The sequence below is a fragment of the Aliishimia ponticola genome (genome assembly GCF_004803475.1).
GTDB classification, from domain to species: domain Bacteria; phylum Pseudomonadota; class Alphaproteobacteria; order Rhodobacterales; family Rhodobacteraceae; genus Aliishimia; species Aliishimia ponticola.
Genome location: NZ_SRKY01000002.1, coordinates 98,025 through 116,516 on the forward strand (window position 1 = coordinate 98,025; position 18,492 = coordinate 116,516).

At 60.0% G+C, this 18,492-nt stretch carries 21 protein-coding genes; 8 read left to right on the forward strand and 13 right to left on the reverse strand.

The genetic code is table 11. The features are described from left to right. Position 1: 1 nt before the first annotated feature. The 7 genes from E4Z66_RS06815 to E4Z66_RS06845 form a co-directional block, all read right to left on the reverse strand. A complete protein-coding gene (locus tag E4Z66_RS06815) occupies positions 2-1,018 on the reverse strand; it encodes an SGNH/GDSL hydrolase family protein (protein ID WP_136462258.1) in 1,017 nt (338 codons plus the stop codon). Between the two features lie 155 nt (positions 1,019-1,173). Continuing rightward, positions 1,174-3,333, reverse strand: a complete 2,160-nt coding sequence (gene pnp / locus E4Z66_RS06820; RefSeq protein WP_136462259.1) for a polyribonucleotide nucleotidyltransferase — start codon at positions 3,331-3,333, stop codon at positions 1,174-1,176. A 262-nt stretch (positions 3,334-3,595) separates the two neighbouring features. After that, a complete protein-coding gene (locus E4Z66_RS06825; RefSeq protein ID WP_136462260.1) occupies positions 3,596-4,054 on the reverse strand; it encodes a hypothetical protein in 459 nt (152 codons plus the stop codon). Between the two features lie 102 nt (positions 4,055-4,156). Further along, positions 4,157-5,251 (reverse strand): THUMP domain-containing class I SAM-dependent RNA methyltransferase, encoded by a 1,095-nt coding sequence (locus tag E4Z66_RS06830; protein WP_136462261.1) that lies wholly within the window; start codon positions 5,249-5,251, stop codon positions 4,157-4,159. A 122-nt stretch (positions 5,252-5,373) separates the two neighbouring features. Further along, on the reverse strand, positions 5,374-5,643 hold the full coding sequence (gene rpsO, locus E4Z66_RS06835; RefSeq protein WP_136462262.1) for a 30S ribosomal protein S15: 270 nt from the start codon (positions 5,641-5,643) through the stop codon (positions 5,374-5,376). A 193-nt stretch (positions 5,644-5,836) separates the two neighbouring features. After that, a complete protein-coding gene (locus E4Z66_RS06840) occupies positions 5,837-6,574 on the reverse strand; it encodes a hypothetical protein (protein WP_136462263.1) in 738 nt (245 codons plus the stop codon). 119 nt (positions 6,575-6,693) lie between these two features. After that, positions 6,694-7,368 carry a hypothetical protein gene (locus E4Z66_RS06845; protein WP_136462264.1) on the reverse strand — a complete coding sequence of 225 codons (675 nt, stop codon included), beginning with the start codon at positions 7,366-7,368 and terminating at the stop codon, positions 6,694-6,696. Between the two features lie 80 nt (positions 7,369-7,448). On the opposite strand from E4Z66_RS06845, the gene E4Z66_RS06850 reads away from it, so the two are divergent. The 3 genes from E4Z66_RS06850 (at position 7,449) to E4Z66_RS06860 (ending at position 9,013) form a co-directional block, all read left to right on the forward strand. Then, on the forward strand, positions 7,449-8,051 hold the full coding sequence (locus E4Z66_RS06850) for a carboxymuconolactone decarboxylase family protein (RefSeq protein WP_136462265.1): 603 nt from the start codon (positions 7,449-7,451) through the stop codon (positions 8,049-8,051). 66 nt (positions 8,052-8,117) lie between these two features. Further along, entirely contained in the window at positions 8,118-8,525 is a 408-nt protein-coding gene (locus E4Z66_RS06855; RefSeq protein ID WP_136462266.1) for a universal stress protein, read from the forward strand. Continuing rightward, on the forward strand, positions 8,522-9,013 hold the full coding sequence (locus E4Z66_RS06860; protein WP_136462267.1) for a hypothetical protein: 492 nt from the start codon (positions 8,522-8,524) through the stop codon (positions 9,011-9,013). Before E4Z66_RS06855 ends, E4Z66_RS06860 begins: the two co-directional genes overlap by 4 nt. A gap of 410 nt (positions 9,014-9,423) precedes the next feature. On the opposite strand, the gene E4Z66_RS06865 is transcribed toward E4Z66_RS06860, so the two are convergent. Together E4Z66_RS06865 and E4Z66_RS06870 are read right to left on the reverse strand one after the other, a co-directional pair. Further along, the gene (locus tag E4Z66_RS06865; RefSeq protein ID WP_136462268.1) at positions 9,424-9,858 is read right to left on the reverse strand and encodes a hypothetical protein; all 435 of its coding nucleotides are present in this window, start codon (positions 9,856-9,858) and stop codon (positions 9,424-9,426) included. Between the two features lie 154 nt (positions 9,859-10,012). Beyond that, the gene (locus tag E4Z66_RS06870) at positions 10,013-10,693 is read right to left on the reverse strand and encodes a GntR family transcriptional regulator (protein WP_136462269.1); all 681 of its coding nucleotides are present in this window, start codon (positions 10,691-10,693) and stop codon (positions 10,013-10,015) included. Positions 10,694-10,932: 239 nt separating this feature from the next. On the opposite strand from E4Z66_RS06870, the gene E4Z66_RS06875 reads away from it, so the two are divergent. From E4Z66_RS06875 to E4Z66_RS06890, 4 genes are all read left to right on the forward strand, one after another. Further along, the gene (locus tag E4Z66_RS06875; protein WP_136462270.1) at positions 10,933-11,700 is read left to right on the forward strand and encodes an SDR family NAD(P)-dependent oxidoreductase; all 768 of its coding nucleotides are present in this window, start codon (positions 10,933-10,935) and stop codon (positions 11,698-11,700) included. Positions 11,701-11,753: 53 nt separating this feature from the next. Continuing rightward, positions 11,754-12,737, forward strand: a complete 984-nt coding sequence (locus E4Z66_RS06880) for a TRAP transporter substrate-binding protein (protein ID WP_136462271.1) — start codon at positions 11,754-11,756, stop codon at positions 12,735-12,737. Between the two features lie 63 nt (positions 12,738-12,800). Then, complete coding sequence (locus E4Z66_RS06885) at positions 12,801-13,337, forward strand: TRAP transporter small permease (protein WP_136462272.1); 537 nt, start codon at positions 12,801-12,803, stop codon at positions 13,335-13,337. A 9-nt stretch (positions 13,338-13,346) separates the two neighbouring features. Beyond that, positions 13,347-14,627, forward strand: coding sequence for a TRAP transporter large permease (locus E4Z66_RS06890; protein WP_136462273.1), 1,281 nt, complete (start codon positions 13,347-13,349; stop codon positions 14,625-14,627). 51 nt (positions 14,628-14,678) lie between these two features. Here the strand turns inward: E4Z66_RS06890 and kduD are convergent, their stop codons facing one another. The 4 genes from kduD to E4Z66_RS06910 all read right to left on the reverse strand — a co-directional run bounded on the left by kduD (position 14,679) and on the right by E4Z66_RS06910 (position 17,385). After that, complete coding sequence (gene kduD / locus E4Z66_RS06895; protein WP_136462274.1) at positions 14,679-15,422, reverse strand: 2-dehydro-3-deoxy-D-gluconate 5-dehydrogenase KduD; 744 nt, start codon at positions 15,420-15,422, stop codon at positions 14,679-14,681. Beyond that, positions 15,419-16,243 carry a 5-dehydro-4-deoxy-D-glucuronate isomerase gene (kduI, locus tag E4Z66_RS06900; RefSeq protein WP_136462275.1) on the reverse strand — a complete coding sequence of 275 codons (825 nt, stop codon included), beginning with the start codon at positions 16,241-16,243 and terminating at the stop codon, positions 15,419-15,421. Before kduI ends, kduD begins: the two co-directional genes overlap by 4 nt. Positions 16,244-16,254: 11 nt before the next feature. After that, positions 16,255-16,563: a cupin domain-containing protein gene (locus tag E4Z66_RS06905; RefSeq protein ID WP_136462276.1), complete on the reverse strand. Its 309-nt coding sequence runs from the start codon at positions 16,561-16,563 to the stop codon at positions 16,255-16,257. Between the two features lie 336 nt (positions 16,564-16,899). Beyond that, positions 16,900-17,385: a MarR family winged helix-turn-helix transcriptional regulator gene (locus E4Z66_RS06910; protein ID WP_168797741.1), complete on the reverse strand. Its 486-nt coding sequence runs from the start codon at positions 17,383-17,385 to the stop codon at positions 16,900-16,902. A 121-nt stretch (positions 17,386-17,506) separates the two neighbouring features. Between E4Z66_RS06910 and E4Z66_RS06915 the strand changes: the two genes are divergently transcribed. After that, complete coding sequence (locus E4Z66_RS06915; RefSeq protein ID WP_136462278.1) at positions 17,507-18,457, forward strand: Bug family tripartite tricarboxylate transporter substrate binding protein; 951 nt, start codon at positions 17,507-17,509, stop codon at positions 18,455-18,457. Positions 18,458-18,492 lie beyond the last annotated feature (35 nt).

The window sequence follows — 18,492 nt, forward strand, 5'->3', positions numbered from 1 at the left end:
GTCAGGCCCGGCGCGCGCGCTTTCCTGCAAGAACGGCCACACCCGTCAGCAGCAACACCGCCCCCGCTGGCAGCGGCACCGGCGACAGGCGCCCTTGCACCTGCGCCACAGCGGCCGCGCCCCAACGCGATTGCGCGAAATCACCCGGATGCACATCGTCGATGAACAGATAGTTGGCGGATTCGCTCGGCTCGTCGCAGGCCGGATCGGGAGCCAACCCGTTCAGGCTGTCGACGCATGTATCGTCCAGGATAACACCTGCGCTGATCGCGTCCTGATACGCGGCATCGGCGGTGGAGAAGAGATCGAAAATCTCGATCTCCAGCCCCGTGGCCCCGGCAAGCGAGGTCATCGCCGCATCGAGCAGGAAGTTGAACCCGATGCTTTGAGAACGGATATCCGCCTTGAGCGCGGCATCGGCATAGAAAAGCGAAGGCCGGACCGAGAAATCAGGCAGGTTCGCCACCATGAAGCTGTCGAATTGAGCGCCAAGGCTGGCCGTCTGCACAATGCCATCCGCGATGTTTTGGATGACGGCCAAGGGATCGGCCAAGGGGTTTTGCAGGAAGTCGTTGCCGCCCAGCAGAATCGTGACCAAGGGATTGTCACCGACCATGCTGTCAAAGCCCGCCGCCGCGAAGGACGCGACCTGATCGGACAGGGTCGCAAGGTTCACAAGCGGAATGTCGTTCGGATCGCCCGGATCGCGCGGCGTGATGGAATCGACAAAGGCAAAGCCCGGCAGGTTGGTGTTGACCGGCCCCGCGGTCGCGCCGCCAAGCGCCATGTTATACGCGTTGTCGCCGCGGGCGGTGAACTCGTTTCCCAGAACCTCCATCCACGTGATGCCGTCGGTGAACCGCCCGCCATTGCTCGGCGGGATAAGTTGACCGAACCGTCCCGCGTCGCTGAGACTGTCGCCGAAACCGACAAAGCCGGTGAATGTGTCGAGTGTTGTGGAAAGCGCGGGTTGGCCAAGACAAAGGGCCACCGCGCAGATGGCTGCATTTAGTTTCATTATTTCCTCCCAGTAGTGGCGACAGATTTGTTGCGTAAACCGGGGCTGTCCAGAAATATTCTACCGGACCGCACGTCACTGTTGCTATGAGGGAAGCAAAAAAGAGGCCCGGCGCAGTATTGCCCGGGCCCCTGGAAACAAGCACGTGGAGAGGATTATTCCTCTTCGTCGCTTACTTTCTCTTTCTTCTTCTTCGGCTCTTCAGCCTGCTCTTCGCCGGTCTCTTGGTTCACGACCTTCATCGACAGGCGAACCTTGCCGCGATCGTCGAAGCCAAGCAGCTTGACCCACACTTCCTGACCTTCTTTGAGAACGTCGGAGGGGTGGTTCAGGCGGCGGTTTTCGATCTGGGACACGTGGACCAGACCGTCGCGCTTGCCAAAGAAGTTCACGAAGGCGCCGAAATCGACGATCTTCACAACCGTACCTTTGTAGATGTGGCCTTCTTCCGGCTCTGCCACGATCGAATAGATCATGTCATAGGCTTTCTGAATGGCTTCACCGTTCGGCGACGCGATCTTGATCACGCCATCGTCGTTGATGTCGACCTTCGCGCCGGACACTTCCACGATCTCGCGGATGACCTTGCCGCCCGAACCGATCACTTCACGGATCTTGTCGGTGGGCACGGTCATCGTTTCGATGCGCGGTGCGTGGACGGAGAAATCCGATGTCTCGGACAGGGCCTTGTTCATCTCGCCAAGGATATGCAGACGGCCTTCCTTGGCTTGCGCCAGTGCCTTCTCCATGATCTCGGGCGTGATGCCTGCGACCTTGATATCCATTTGCAGCGAGGTGATCCCGGCTTCGGTCCCGGCCACTTTGAAGTCCATGTCGCCAAGGTGGTCTTCGTCACCAAGGATGTCGGTCAGGACCGCGTAGGACCCGTCGTCTTCCAGAACCAGACCCATCGCAACACCGGCAACCGCCGCTTTCAGCGGAACACCGGCGTCCATCATGGACAGCGAGCCGCCGCAGACCGACGCCATCGACGAAGAGCCGTTGGATTCGGTGATCTCGGAAACCACGCGCACCGTGTAGGGGAAGTCAGTCGGGGCGGGCAGAACGGCCTGAAGGGCACGCCATGCCAGTTTGCCGTGACCGATCTCGCGGCGACCCGGAGGGCCCACGCGACCTGCTTCGCCGACCGAATAGGGCGGGAAGTTGTAGTGCAGCAGGAAGTTGGATTTGAAGTTGCCATGCAGCGCGTCGATGAACTGTTCGTCATCGCCGGTGCCCAGCGTGGTCACGACCAGACCTTGAGTCTCGCCGCGCGTGAACAGCGCAGAACCGTGTGTCCGCGGCAGCAGGCCGGTTTCACATTCGATGCTGCGTACCTGATCCAGCGCACGACCGTCGATCCGCTTGCCTTCTTTCACGACAGTGCCGCGCAGGACAGAGGATTCCAGCTTTTTCAGCGCAGAACCAAGGTTCGCGTCTTCTTGCTGTTCTTCGCTCAGCCCGTCGATGATCGCCTGCTTGGCGGCGGCAACGGCAGCGGTACGCTCTTGCTTGTCGGTGATGGCATAGGCATCGCGCATGGCGGATTCGCCAGCGGCTTTGACCGCTTCGAACAGGTCGGAGTAATCCGGCGGCTGGAAGTCGAACGGCTCTTTCGCGGCTTCTTCGGCCAGCGAAATGATCAGGTCGATGACCGGCTGGATTTGCTGATGCGCAAAGTTCACCGCGCCGAGCATTTCTTCTTCGGTCAGCTCATAGGCTTCCGATTCCACCATCATCACCGCGTCTTTGGTCCCGGCAACGACCAGGTCGAGGCGTTGATCAGGGTTCAGGCGCAGATCCTGCATGTCGTCCACGGTCGGGTTCAGGACGTATTCACCGTCCTCGAAGCCAACGCGCGCGCCCGCGATCGGGCCCATGAACGGCGCACCGGAAATGGTCAGCGCAGCGGATGCAGCGATCATCGCCACGATGTCCGGGTCGTTGACCAGATCGTGGCTGAGCACGGTGCACATCACCAGAACTTCGTTTTTGAAGCCGGGGACGAACAGCGGGCGGATCGGACGGTCGATCAGGCGCGCAGTCAGCGTTTCCTTTTCGGTCGGCCGTGCCTCGCGCTTGAAGAAGCCACCGGGCACCTTGCCCGCAGCATAGTATTTTTCTTGGTAGTGAACCGTCAGCGGGAAAAAGTCCTGACCCGGCTTCGGTGACTTGGCGAAAGTTACGTTCGCCATCACGCTGGTTTCGCCCAGCGTTGCGATGACGGACCCGTCTGCCTGACGGGCCACTTTACCTGTTTCCAGCGTGAGCGTTTCTTCGCCCCACTGAATGGATTTTCTGGATATGTTGAACATCGTCGTTTCCTGTTGCCAGCACTCCCAGGCGTTCCCGGGTCTGGCTTTTGCATTGGCGGCCCCATTGCCGCCGCCCCCCTCATCCTCTTGCACGCGCCCGGGGGCCAAAGGCGTCACGTCTCAGATAGTGCTGCCCCTACCGCATTTTATCGCTAAAGGGAAATGCTCTTTTTCGCGGCACTTTCGCGCGGTAGTGCAGCAGGGATGCGGTTTGGAGGCCGCCTGACCTTGCCAACCGGGGCCGTTGCACCGCAGCGCGCCGTCAATATTCCAGGCTAAGGGGAAGATCCTGCTGCGCGTCGGACTGGTTGTCATTCTCGACAAACCGCAGCAGGCAGAAATAGGCGGTCAGCACCTTGGTCCCGCGCACGGCCAGTTCCATCGGCGGGCAGGGCGTGCCGGAGAAATCCATATACATCTGCATCAGCTCAAAGGCCGTGTCTTCGAAGGATTGCGTCTGCCATGTGTCGGATTCGACCAGTTCGTCCACGGCGCAAAGCCATGCCTCGACCTCTGACGCGGGCTCGCCCGGGGCGATGACTTCTGTCTGGATGTAATAATCAAGCACGTCATAAACCGAAGAGTGCGACAGCTCTGGCGTGGTGCGGTGATCCACGAATACAGACCGCTGCAATCTGCGCGCCGCCCAAAGGTCGGTTATGGCGCGGCTGCCGCAGTCGAGGAAATGCGCGATTTCGCTTTGGGCAAGGGCAATATTCATACCTGGTCTTCTTCAACAAGCACTGGGCCGGTTCGTCACCGACCCAACATGCTTACGTGAAGACAGGTTGATCTTTCGTTAAATTTTAGACGCTTGCGGCGGTCAAAGCGTGCCGGTCTGCCAAAGCCGGATCTTGATGCCGCCGTGATCCACCAAGGGGCCGGGCGCGTCAAAAGGCAGGCCGGTGGCCTTGGCCAGGGACTGCTCTGACGTGATGAGGCCGACGCGCCACCCGGTGAAATTCGTTCGCAGGGTCTCACCAATGGCAGCGTATAATCCATAAAGCGGCTTCTTGTTGCCAATCCGCCCACCATAGGGCGGGTTCAGGATGACAAGGCCCGGCGGACCCTCGGGCGGCGTCGCCTCGGCGATGGGTTTCATGTCGAAGCTTGTCACATGATCCACGCCGGCGCGCTCCGCATTGGCGCGCGACATGGCGATTGCGCCATTGTCCCGGTCAGAGCCGTAGAACCGCAGCGATGTCTCTTTCGGGGCGGGCAGGTCTGCGCGTTCCGGTCTGAGGCTGGAGGCAAGGTTATACATCGCGAAGCTGCGGGCGCGTCCGGGGGCGAGGCCAAGGGCGATTTCCGCCGCTTCAATCGGGAAGGTGCCAGAGCCGCACATCGGGTCATAGACCGGTTGCGTTCCGTCATACCCCGCCGCGCGCAGAAACAAAGCGGCCAGAGTTTCCCGCATCGGGGCCTTGTTCACCTGCTGTTTCAAACCGCGCTTGTGCAGCGACGGGCCGGACGTATCGATGGAGATCGTGCACAGGTCATCCTCGATCCGGACTTTCAGCGTCAATGCCGCCTTGTCATCGACCGTCGCGCCCAGCGTTTCGGTGATGGCGCGGCCGACACGTTGGGCCGCCGCGCGGTGGTGGTAAATCCGCGATTTGCGGCAGGTCGCTTCTACGCGGATCGGAACATCGGGGCGCAGCCAGTCCGACCACGGCAGCTTGCGGGAGCGTTTGTCGAGCTGCGCGAGGTGCAGCGCGCGAAATTCGGCGACACGGACAAGGACGCGGGTGGCGCCGCGCAGCCAGATATTGGCGCGCAAGGCGTCGTCCCATGTGCCGTCCAGAGTGACGCCGCCGGGGATTTGCTCGGTCACGTTGAAGCCGCGTTCGCGCGCTTCGTCGGCAAGATAGCTTTCGAGGCCCGGGGCGGTGACGAGGAAGATTGGCAAACTGTCCATGATCGCTGTGTACGTGGGCGCGGGGAAAAAGAGAACGGCTTGCGGTCGATACTGTGTCGAGCGCCGGAACGAAAAACGCGCGCCCGAGGGGGCGCGCGTCTGAATTCCGGGATCGAAACCGATTAGCGGCGAATGCCGAGGCGTCCGATCAGATCGCGATAGCGCGCGTCGTCCTTGCCTTTGACGTAGTCCAGCAGCTTACGGCGCTGAGCAACCATTTTCAGCAGGCCGCGACGGCCATGGTTGTCTTTCTTGTGCGTTTTGAAGTGCTCTGTCAGCGTGTTGATGCGCGAGGTCAGGATCGCGACTTGTACTTCCGGGGAACCGGTGTCGCCTTCCTTCGCGCCGAATTCTTTCATCAAGCGCTGCTTTTCTTCAGGTGCAATCGACATCGGGGTCTCCTTTCGGGCTAGATACAGGAACCGCCGCAGGCCGGGATGTCGTCCAGCACAGGGCGTAGAGAACGCCGACTCGTCCAGAGGCCAGTCAGCGAAGCCGAGCGCTTACACGCTTCAAGCCGTGGATGTAAAGCCTCGTTTTGGGAATATCAGCCCTTGCGGCGCAGGCATCGAACGCACGCACCGCTTAAGCCGGGGCCCAGCCAAGTCCTTGCGCGGTGCTTAGCGGCATAAGCGCGATATTGTCGGCGGTGATGTGCAGGCCAGCTTCGATCTTGCCGATCATGGCGTCGCCCAAGCGGATCTGGGTTGCGTCCGCGCCGGGCACGATGGTCAGGTCGGGCACGTCGCCAGATGTATCGTCCCAGATAACGAAGAGTTCGTCTGTATCCGGGTCAAAGCCCGACAGGTCCGGGTCTTCGCCGAACCATTGATCCCACGCATCCGTTTCGGAACCATCGGCTTCGGGCGCATCCTCACTCACTGCAAGAAGTTTCGCGGCGGCGGCCAATTCCTCCGCAAGAGTCATTCCGTCGTCTACGGTCGGATCGCCCAGCATTTCGCCAACGAGGATTTCGACATCAAGCGGGTCTTCGTCAGTTCCGTCGTAATCTGGCCCGTCGAAATTCGAACTGTCCAGCCCGTCCTCCCGTTTGTCCGAGGCGATGGCAAATGTTTCCAGCGACAGCGGCGGGCTGTCCACGTCATTTTCGGAGGTGCTTTTCGAGGGCGGCGCTTGATCGTCGGCCTCCGCATCTGCGGTGTCAGAGGACGCCTCTGCAACGGGTGTGCCATCGATCAATTCCAGCCCTTCCGCGATGTCGGGCAAGTCCTCCATCTCGTCGGACTCGTTCGGCGTGGAGAAATCGAACAGGGCGAAAGCCCCGACAGCCATCAAGCCAAGTAAACCTGCAAGCCACAGCATAGGTCAGCGCACTCTTTAAACAGATGATCATTACTCATCGCTGCGCGGACAACGCCACAGCCGAGCGCATTTTGCAAAGCAGAGTTCAACTCTTGGTAAGTGTAGCCTTTACACGAAATCTAAAATTCTCGCCAAATCCCGAAGCGGAGGCTGGTATATCCGTCCGTGCCAGTGCGATGCGCGATCCCACCGACATAGCGTGTGCCATTCTTGGTGCGGAAGATATAGGACGGGTTCAGCGTTACGCGGTTGCGGCCGGAACTGCTTTCGAAGAAGGCCTGAAACATGATCTGGCTGCGCTCCGACAGGGACAGGCCGACGGTTGCGTCAAGCTTCCAAAGCGGGTCTTCCGTCGCGTTCTTGATGGGCCACTCGACCGCACCATCCACGTTCACCCAGCCGGATTTCCGGGCGATTTTGATGCCGCGCCCCCATGACACCCCGGTTCGCAGATAGGGGGCAATGACAAAGCCGTCATGCTCTCCGCCGATCCCGATTTCGGCGGCGATCCGGCCGGGGCAGTCATCCGCGCGCAGCGGGAAACGGGCAAAAATTTCACCCGTCGCGGTGCTGTCGCTGTCCAGATTGCCCTTGGCGCCAATAGTCAGCTTGGGGCGCAGGCCATGCTCGATATAAAGCTCTTGCCGTGAGAGCGAGTGACCCGTTGCCTCAAAGCGCCGCGCCTCGAAGCCCAGCGACAGAAATGTCGTGCCCTCTTCGCGCAACCATGCGCCCCCCGTCGCGGGGAGCGGCAGGCTGATCAAAAGCAAAAGGGCAAGCGCGCGCGTAACCATGCGTCTTTTATGGTTAACGCACCTTAACGACAGGTTACCAATGCCCTACGGTCCCGCCGATGGAACTGGAGGAGACCACAATGCCATTGATTGCAGCATTGGAAGAAGACGAAATGACACCTGAACTGCTTGAGGAGTTCAGCTTTTTTCGCGGAACGTTGGGCGGGATTCCCAACTCGATTCGCACTATGGCACGGCGTCCCGAGATCGCGCGGGCCTATACGGAACTCAACAAGGCGGTGATGGGCGATTACGGCGCGGTGACGCTCGAATTCAAACGTCTTGTCGGCTATGTTTCAAGCTTCGCTTCCGGGTGCCTTTACTGCCAGGCGCACATGATCCTCGCGTCCGAACGGTTCGGCGCCTCCGAAGAGCGGCTGAACAGCGTTTACGATTTCGAAGACAGCCCACATTATACTGACGCGGAAAAGGCAGCGCTGGCCTTTGCCCACGCGGCGGCGTCGGTCCCGAACATGGTGACGGAAGAGGTGGGCGCGCGCTTGCGGGAACACTGGTCCGAGGAGGCGATTGTCGAGATCACAGCGGTTGTCGCCCTTTTCGGGTATCTTAATCGTTGGAACGATTCGATGGGTACAGCGTTGGAAGAGTTGCCGCATGATCGCGGGCAGAAGCGTTTGGTCGACGCCACCGGTTGGGAGATCGGAAAACACGGCACGACCTGACATGAATCAAGGATCGGGCGTCGGGCAGGGTTTACCTTTGTCCGACAACCAAAGGAGGATGCCACTATGTATTCCAACATTTTGATCCCGATCGCATTTGAAAGTGACAGCGATTTCATTGTCCCGTCGAGGATCGCCAAAGCGTTGAGCGACGATGGGGCAGAGGTGACGTTGCTCCATGTATTCGAGACGCCGCCAAGCTATGCCATCCAATACGTGCCGACCGATCTGATCGAGGCGACGCGCGAAGGGGTGAAGGCTGCGATGGACGCCGCCGCAGCGCAGGTTCCGGGGGGAAAGACGGTCATCTTGGAAGGATCGCCGGGGCGCGCAATCGCGGAATACGCGGCCAAGAACGGAACCGACCTTGTGATCATGGCGTCGCATCGGCCCGGTGTTGGCGACATCCTGTGGGGATCAACCGCAGCCTTCGTCGTCCGCCACGTCAATTGTGCGGTGCATGTGATCCGATGAAACATGTGTGGGCGATCATTTGCGTGGCTTTGACGTTTGGAAACAGCGCCCTTGCGCAGGGGCTCGAGTCCGGCGGGTTGAGCGAGGCGCAGACCCACCGTGTTGTTGCGGCGATTGAAAGCGTCTTTGAAACCTGCGCGCGGATAGATCCCGTCTACCGGCCCGATTGTGCGGGGCGGGCGTTGCAGCGGGGGGCGGGCAAGATTTCCAACAATCCCGGTTACTGGGAGGCGGAGGTCGCCTTGACCCGCGCTGTGCGCAGCTTGGCCAAAATCGTTCGTGACCACGAGGACGAAGATGCCCGTAGCCTGCGCGAAGATGGGTATCGTTTCAAACCCGTCCGTGCAGATCGCCTGCGCGAAGTGACGATACAAGGGGCGGAGGTGTTCAGGCGGCTGGAAGCGGATTTCGCATCTGGTACCGCGTCTGAAACGCTCTATTTCGCGCCCATCGTTCGCTTGTTGGAAGAAAAACGCCCTTGGCCCTGACCCGGCGGGTCGTGAGGGTTTGGCGGTGTCTCGCGGGCCGCGCGCTTTGGCCGGCCCGGAGAAAGGCAATGCGCTTAAATAGTCCCGGAAAGAGCGGCACATGCGGCCGCATCGGGACGTCCAATTTTATCTGTTCTCAGGGAACAATGCGTCCAAAAGTGTCGATATCGCGTACGCGATAAAGCCGAATACAATATACCAAACCAATAATTTCTCAGTACCGACTGTGAAAACGGTCCCAAATATGATCGTTACTAAAAGGGAGACCATGGACGCCAGTACAATTCTGCTCATTTGTTTATCTCATTTCTATTTGGCGTTCGGTAATTACCACTCCATCTATACACCCGCGCTCAGCGTAGGGGGCGGGGTGAGGGGTGTCAATCTGGGGTTGATCTCTTTTCGCCGATTTAGACAAGCCGATACGAACATCCGGTTTGGCGCGGAATTTCGTAACCTGTTTGTTCAGGCTCAGGCGCCTCTGAATCGCGTTGGGCGCGGTTGGTGACTTGGGGGATCGCGCCTGAAAAGCGCGCGTTTTCTTGCCGCGGAAAGCGCCTCAATGAACGGGCCGCGTGAATGGCTGGACGTCCTTCAAAGCGCGGGAGGTGCGGTAGCCCGTAGATCGGTTTGAGCGTGGATTTGCGCGTGATAATCACTGCTTCTAGGCGCAAATCGCAAAAACGGGGCGTGAGGGCTTCGATCCACGAGGGGTGCAATTCCAGTCCGAATTTCGCAATCATGTGGACCGGGATGCCCTGAGTATCATGCCGCATCGCACCTATCTGTCCGTGAAGCGCGTTGGAAGATGCCTGGCGGCGGAAGCGGTGGTCGCCGGTTGCCATGGCCCACTCGTATGGCGGGAGTTGCGTGTTGCCCTGCAGAGTGCGCATTGGCGAAGGTCCGCCTATCGACAGACCTTCAGCCGGATATTGGGGAGCGCAGCACGCCGTTCGCAACCAGCGGTTGTTTTGATTTCAACCAGCCGAAATACGTTGTCTATTCGAAATATTCGACATGTTTGGCGTGGATATCCGCAATAGTGTCATCCAGCCGGGACAAATGCAGGCGAACGCTGTCTGTGGCGTCTTTTACGTCCCCGCGCGACAGGGCGTCTGCAATCCGCGCATGATCATTCAAAAGCGTGTCGACCTCGTCCTGACGGCCAAGGCTGAGAACGCAAAGCCGATCGACTTTGTGTTTGCACGACTGGATGGTTTCGAATGCCAGCGGATATCCGGCCAGATCGCAAATCCCCTTGTGAAAGGCATAGTCGCTGGCGTGGAAGGCGGTGATGTCCTTGGCGGCGATGGCCTCGTATTGCGTGTCGAGGATGCGCGACAGCTCCTTCTCGCGCGCGTCGTCCCAGATGGCACAGGCGCGTTGGATCACTTCCAGTTCGACGGCCAGTCGGACAAAGCGGGCATGGGCGATACGTTCCATCGAAAAGCCGCGCACTTCTGTGGCCTTTTGCGGGCGGATCAAAAGCAGGTCGAGATTGGCGAGCCGTGCAAACGCATCGCGGACAGGCTGGCGTGAGACCCCGAACCGCTTGGCGACTTCGGCCTCGGACAGACGTGTGCCCGGTAGCAGTTTGAGCGTCGTGACGTCCTGCTGCAACTGATCGAAGACCACGTCAGCGGCGGTGCGTCGTTCGAAAACTTCTGAAAATCCCTGCATCACATGCCTTCAGTTTTTCCCCACTTAGACCGAATTGGCGGAATCCAAAACCCCTGCTTAGGACCCTGCCTTCCTTCACTTCCTTGCCCTTCGCTGGTGCCATGCCTCGCGCCGTGGCTCTTGCAGCGATGTGGGGTCAGAATATCTCTTGACATGACTGGTATACTAGTCGTCTAATCTGCCAAATCAACCCGCAACTTGCTTCTCAGGGCGAGGGCCGGGTTCAAGGGGGGACGACTATGCAAGATACGAAGGCTTCTTCCATGGCGGGCAAGGTCGCAATCGTGACCGGCGGCGGCCGCGATATCGGAAGGGCGTGCGCGATGCGCCTTGCGGCCAACGGGGCCGCAGTGGCGATCAACTACCACAGCTCGGCAGAGGGCGCGGACAGCGCGGTGGCCGAGATCACCGAAAATGGTGGGCGCGCGCTGGCGATGCAGGGCGACATGACCAAAGCGGCGGATGTTCAGGCGCTGGTCGATGCGGCCGTGTCCGAATTCGGCGGCAAGGTCGATATTCTCGTGCATGTGACCGGCGGGCTGGTGGCGCGCAAAACCTTGGCAGAGATGGATATCGATCACTGGAACAAGGTGATGGATCTGAACGCAACGTCTTTCTTCTATACCGCGCAGGCCGTGCTGCCGCATATGTCTGAAGGTGGCGCAATCGTCGGTCTGGCCAGCCAGGCCGGACGTGATGGCGGCGGACCGGGGGCCGTGGCTTATGCTGCGTCCAAAGGGGCAGTGATGACGATGACGCGCGGGCTTGCGAAAGAGCTTGGCCCGAAGATTCGCGTCAATTCCGTCTGCCCGGGCATGATCGACACGGATTTCCACAACACGTTCACCAAATCCGAAGTGCGCAGCAATGTCGCCAATGCGACGCCGCTCAAGCGGGAGGGATCGTCGGAGGATGTGGCGAACCTTGTTGCCTATCTCGCATCGGAGGAGGCCGCGTTCATCACCGGCGCGAACATCGACATCAACGGGGGGCTGCTCTTTTCCTGACCGTCCCCGGTCACCTTTTTCATAACTGGTCGCATAATCTTAGGGAGGAACTCATGTACCAGAAATTGACAGCTTCGCTTTTCGGCGTTGCAACCGCTGTAACGGTCTTGTCCAGCGCAGCCATGGCGGAAAATTGGCGCGGGTGGAATATCCACGTCGATGGCTATCCGAACACCGTGGCGATGGACAAATTCGCCGAACTTCTCGCAGAGAAAACCGGTGGCGAAATCACTTTGCAGATGTTCCATGGCGGCACGCTGGGCAGCCAGCCGGACGCGATTGAGCAGGTCCGTCTTGGCGGTCTGGAAGTGGGTAACTTCAACCTTGGCCCCATCGGCCCGATCGCCCCTGAAGCGAACGTCGTGTCTTTGCCGTTCATCTTCAAGGACGTGCCGCACATGTTCCGCGTTCTCAATGGCGAGGGCGGCGAGATGATCTCGGCCGGGATGGAAGCAAAGGGTTTGATCCCGCTTGCGTGGTACGACGCGGGTGCGCGGTCGTTCTATAACGGTGGCAAGCCGATCAACACGCCTGCGGATGTTGCGGGCATGAAGGTGCGGGTCATGAACAATGATCTGTATTCCGGCATGATCGCAGAACTGGGCGGCAACCCGTCGCCGATGGCGTTCGCGGAAGTGTACCAAGCGCTGAAGACCGGTGTTGTGGACGGGGCGGAAAACAACTGGCCGTCCTACGAATCCACCGGTCACTTCGAGGTCGCGGGATACTATTCGCTGAGCCAGCACCTGATCATCCCGGAATGCCTGTGCATCAATGCTGACTCCTATAACGGGTTGTCGGACGAGATGAAGGCCGCTGTGAAAGAGGCGGCAATGGAATCCGCCGAGCTTCAGCATTCGCTTTGGGCCGAGCGTGAGGAAGCAAGCCGCGCCAAGGTCGAATCTGGCGGTGTTGTCACCAACGAGATCGCCGACAAGGCGCCATTCCAGGCGGCCATGGGACCGGTCTATGAGGGCTATCTGTCGTCCAACCCGGATCTGCGTCCGCTGGTCGAGCTGATCCAAGCCACCGACTAACGCCCTGCTGCTGCAGGTTCGCGCGTCCGGCATGATGTCGGGCGCGCCTTCAGGAGAGGCTCCATGTCCAATCAGTCCCTTCCCAACGATGCGCCCAGCTGGCTCCGGCAGATGGACCGGGTTCTGGATGCGATTGCAGCGCTTTGCCGGGGTATTACGGGCACGTCGCTCGTCTTTCTCACGGTGATTTTTGGCTGGCTCGTCTTTGGCCGCTACGTGCTGAACGCGACGCCGACATGGGTGGAACAGGCGGCCTTGCTGTTGGTGATGGTCATCGCCTTTCTTGGGGCCGCTGTGGGGATTCATGAGAATACCCACCTGTCCGTGACCTTGCTGCGCACGTCGTCTCCGCCCCGTTTCAAGACCCTGCTGATTGTTCTGACCGATCTGATCCTGGCGGGCTTCGGTGGTCTGATGCTGTGGTATGGCGCGCAGCTTACGATGTTCAAATGGGGATCGATGATCCCGCTTATTCACCTGCCGGAGGGGCTGCGGTCGTTGCCGCTGACCATCGGCGGGGGGCTTGTCATGTTGTTTTCGCTTGGCCACCTGATCCGGCTTTGGGTCGGGGTGGACACGCGCAAAGACTCCTTCGATTAGAGGTAAACCATGGGGCTTCTGGTTCTGCTTGGGCTTTTCGCCCTTTGTGTCGTGATCGGCGTTCCGGTCGCCTTCGCACTGGGCGTGTCCGCCATCGCGGCCTTCTGGTTCGAGGGTCTGCCACTGATGATCGGCTTCCAGCGGATCATCTCGGGCATCAACGTGTTCTCGCTGATGGCGATCCCGTTCTTCATCTTCGCCGGCGAATTGATGTTCCATGGCGGGATTGCCATGCGGCTTGTCCGCTTCGCCTCTGCTGCCGTGGGGGCGGTGCGGGGCGGTCTGGGGATCGTCAACGTGTTCTCGTCCATGCTGTTCGGCGGCATCTCCGGTTCTGCGGTGGCGGATATCTCGGCGCTGGGGTCGATCCTTGTGCCGGTGATGAAGGAAAAGGGCTATGACGCCGATTACGCTGTGAACGTGACGGTCACGTCCTCCATTGCGGGGATCATCATTCCGCCCAGTCACAACATGATCATTTTCGCCATTGCGGCGGGCGGGGGGATTTCGATCTCCAAGCTGTTTCTGGCCGGTGTCGTGCCAGGCATCCTGATGTGTGTCTGCCTTGCGGTGGCGGCCTATCTGGTTGCGGTCAAGCGCGGCTACAAGGCCGAGAAGTTCCCCGGCTGGACCGCGCTGGCGCTGACCTTTGCCAGCGCCATTCCCGGCCTGATGACGGCAGTGATAATTGTGGGCGGCGTTCTGTCCGGCGTGTTCACGGTGACGGAATCGGGTGCCTTCGGCGCGATCTATGCCTTTGTCGTGACGTTGCTGGTCTATCGCAACATCACATGGGCCAATTTCAAGCTTGCCGTGGGCCAGGCGGTGCGCACGACGGCGATGGTGATGATCCTGATCGCCTGTGCCGGGGCCTTTGCCTATATGCTGACCTTCTATCAGGTTCCGGCCAAGACCGTGACCCTGCTGACCGGTCTGACCGACAATCCGATCCTGATCCTGTTGATGATCAACGCCGCGCTGCTGATCCTTGGGATGATCATGGACATGGCCGCGCTGATCCTGATCTGTACGCCGATCTTCCTGCCCGTCGCCAACAGCCTTGGCATCGACCCGCTTCAATTCGGGATGATCCTGCTGGTCAATCTGGGGCTGGGCCTGTGTACGCCGCCGGTTGGTTCGTGCCTGTTCGTGGGCTGTGCTGTCGGGAAACTGCCGATGGAGCAAGCCGTGCGCACCATCTGGCCCTTCTATGCGGCGATCTTCGTGGCGCTGATGATGATCACCTTCATCCCCGCCATCTCGATGACACTGCCGAATATGCTGCAGTAATTTGACCGCAGCATACGGGCCGCGTCCCCGGGCTTTGTGAGTGGCCCGGGGTCAGCGTGCCAGCCAACCTCCATCGACATTCAGGACCGCGCCATGGACGTAATCCGACGCGGGTGCCGAAAGGTAGACAGCGGTATTCGCGATATCTGCCGCATCGCCCCAGCGTCCAGCCGGAATGCGTTCAAGAATGGCCGCGTTCCGCGCCGCATCGGCGCGCAGGGCTTCGGTATTGTTGGTGGCGATATAGCCCGGCGCAATCGCGTTCACGTTGATCCCTTGAGCCGCCCATTCATTCGCGAGGATTTTCGTCACCCCCGCCACCCCATGCTTTGACGCGGTATAGGACGGCACGCGAATGCCGCCCTGAAAGGACAGAAGGGATGCGATGTTCACGATCTTCCCGGTGCCAGGCTTCCCGGAACCAGAACGGGCCAGTACCGCTTTGGCGAAGGCCTGACAGGTGAAGAACACCGCCTTGAGGTTCACATCCATCACGTCATCCCAATCGGCTTCCGAAAAGGCGATACTGTCCTCCCGCCGGATGATCCCGGCATTGTTGATCAAAATATCGATATGCTGGTCAGCAAAGACATCCCTCGCGGCCATCGGGTCCGAGAGGTCGAGCGCCAGATGCGCGCCGCTGTCGATGCGCGACAGAGTTTCGTCGCACGCCCGCCGGGCGGCGCAAATCACATGCGCCCCGGCCTCGCCCAGACCAATGGCGATGGCCTGACCGATCCCGGTATTGGCCCCGGTGACAAGGGCAGTCTTGCCCGTCAGATCAAAGGCCTTCATCGCAATTCCTCCAATGCGACCGGGTCCACATCGGTGAAATCGACATTGTCGCCTGCCATGGCCCAGCAAAACGTATAGCTGCCGGTGCCGCAGCCGCAGTGGATCGACCACGGGGGCGAGATTACGGCCTCTTCGCTTTTCATGACGATGTGCCGTGTTTCATCCGGTTCGCCCATCATGTGGAACACGCGGTTGGGTTCCTCCATGTCGAAGTAGAAATACGCCTCCATCCGGCGGTCATGGGTGTGCGTCGGCATCGAGTTCCAGACAGAACCGCCATGCAGCACGGTATATCCCATCACCAATTGACAGCTTTCCATGACGGCGGGGTGGATGAACTGGTAGAGCGTGCGGTCATTCGCGGTCTCCGCCGATCCAAGCTTTAGCTGCGCGGCGTCCTTCATCGTTACCAGCTTGGCTGGCAAGGGCTGATGCGCTGGGGTCGACACTATATAGAACCTGCCGCCTGCCGCGAAGGTGATCGGGCCTTCGCCCTTGCCCAGATAAAGGATGTCGCCCTTGGCCAACTGGTAATCGACACCATTGGCCGAAACAGTGGCGGGCGCGCCGATATTCAGGATGCCGATCTCTCGCCGGTCGAGAATGGAGGCCGTGCCGCAGGGTTTGACCTCATCCAGCACGAGGGCGGCATCCCCGGCCCAAATGCCGCCGACGATCATGCGATCGTAATGGGTGTAGACCAGCCGCGCTTCGCCCTTGGCGAACAGTCCCGGCGCGTGAAAGGCGCTGCGCAGCGCCGTGGTGTCCATACCGCGCGTTTCATTCTGGCTGACGGCGTGACGAATTTCGACAGTAAGCATGGTGTGGCCTTTCACAAAAAGTCGTCGCGGCGGGGGGTGAAACAGTCGATCAACTCGCCCGGCGCAAGGCAGACGCAGCCATGGGTAACCCCCGAGGGAATGATAAAGCTGTCCCCGGCACCCACGTCGAATTGCTTCTCGCCCATCGTGAAGCGGAACGCGCCGGATTTGACATAGGTGGATTGCACATGCGGGTGGCTGTGCAGCTTGCCGCTGGCACCTTCCTGAAACTGGAATGACACCATCATCATGGTGGCGTGGTCCGCCAAGACCTGCCGTGTGACGCCTTCATCGGCGTCGACCCTTGGGAAATTTGTCACGGTTTTATCCTCCCTAAACCCGCAAACTCTAACTGGAATGGTAGTATGTCAGTTTTGGGTCCGCAAGCGCGCAATACGTGCGAAGCCCATCGCGGGGGAGGGCGGTCCAGTCGACTTTGCAGACATATCCGGTGAAACCGGCGGCCCCTCCTTCCGGGGGGCGGGCAGGTTTGAAGGGCGTGAGGGGCGTTTACGTTTTCTGCGGCGGGATCACGTCAGGCGCGCAGATCGGTGACGGTATAATGGCGTGGGCAAAGCGTGTGCCACGCGCCTGGTGTTTGTTCGAATTGATAACAAGGACGTTTGTGCCGCTGCGCCGCGCGATGCGGTCGGGCATCACTCGTCTGCGGGGTCGTCCGCAGCGTCCGCGATCACTTCCAGCTTGTCGAAGGCGGAAAAGATCACTTCTCGCTCGACATCCGACAGGCCAAGCAGCAAACGATCCTGCCGATTGAGCATACGGGGCAATGTACGCTCGTGAATCTCGTGCCCTTTTGCCGTCAGGCTCAAATGCTGGATGCGTTGATCCGCCGGGTCGTCACGTGTGACCATCAGGCCGCTATCGACCAGCGCTTTGACACAGCGGGACAATTGACCCTTATCCATCTGACTGAAGCGGCTGATTTTCGACGGCGTAATGCCGTCTTCTGTCGCAACGACCGCAACAACACGCCATTGTGCCAGCGACAGGCCGCAGGTTTCCTTCAAAATCCGCGCTGCCTGTGCGTTCAGTTTGGAATGCAGGCGCAACACCCTATAGGAAATAAACCTATGAATCGGAAGTTGATCCTGCAGATACTGGTCTTTGAGTTTGCCGTCCATGCGCCTCTCCGTGGGTCGAAGCATGGTGACAACCGAACAAGGGCGCGTCAACTTTCATTGTTGACGGATCAACCGAGCTTACCTCTTTTGAGGGGGAAATTCGTGCCAAGGAGAGCACAGAATGAAAAACTTGATGAAAACAGTTGCAGCTGCCCTGTCCGCGTTGGTGATCGGGTCCGCGTCGCAGGCCGCTGATTGGGCGCCGCCCGGTCCGGTGAAGCTGATGATTGCCTTCTCGGCAGGTGGCGGGGCGGATACGCAGGCACGGCTTGTGGCCGAGGCGCTGGAAGAGAAGCTGGGCTGGCAGTTCATCCCGGAACAAGTGACCGGCAAGGGGGGGCTGAACCTTGCGGCTGCGATCAAGGATGAGCCGAATGACGGCAGTGTGATCGGCATGGTCGTCACCGAGACGCTTGGCTACAATATGGCCGCGGCCAATGCGGGCATGACGCCCGATCAGTTCACCCCCATCGTGACGACAGCGGGTTTCCAGATGGCGGTTGTCGCGGCGTCCTCCAAAGGCTGGACCAGCTTTGCCGACGTCGTGGCGGCGGCGAAGGCGGGCGAAGATATCCGCTTTGGCACGATGTCCCCCAAGCTGTCCGATCTGGCTTATTTGCTGGGCAAGGCGAATGATGTGGAGTTCAACATCGTGCAGGTGCGCGGTGGGCGGGCCGTGATGGATGGCGTGAATGCCGGCGATATGGATATCGGTTTCATGGCGGGTATCCAGCGCAAAGGTGTCGCGTCAGGGGATCTTGTGAACCTTGCCTCTGCATTGTCGAAGCCGCTGGACCAAACGCCGGAAGCGCCGACCATGGCGGATCTGGGCGTTGATTTCGTCGCCGATGGCTATTTCCTTTTCATCGGTCCGGCTGACATGCCGGAAAAGGCGCGCACGGCCCTTGCCGATGCCATTGGCAGTGTTGCATCCGATACATCGACCAAGGCGGGTGCCCTGATCGATAGCGCGTTCGGCGGCGCGACTGTCTTTAAGGGGGCGGAACTTGATGCACTTGTGGCGGGCGGTTACAGCTCTGCCGGTGCATTGCTGGACGCCGCGTCCGAGTAATCCTGAGCTGGCCCTGTCCGCCGTGGTGTGGGGCC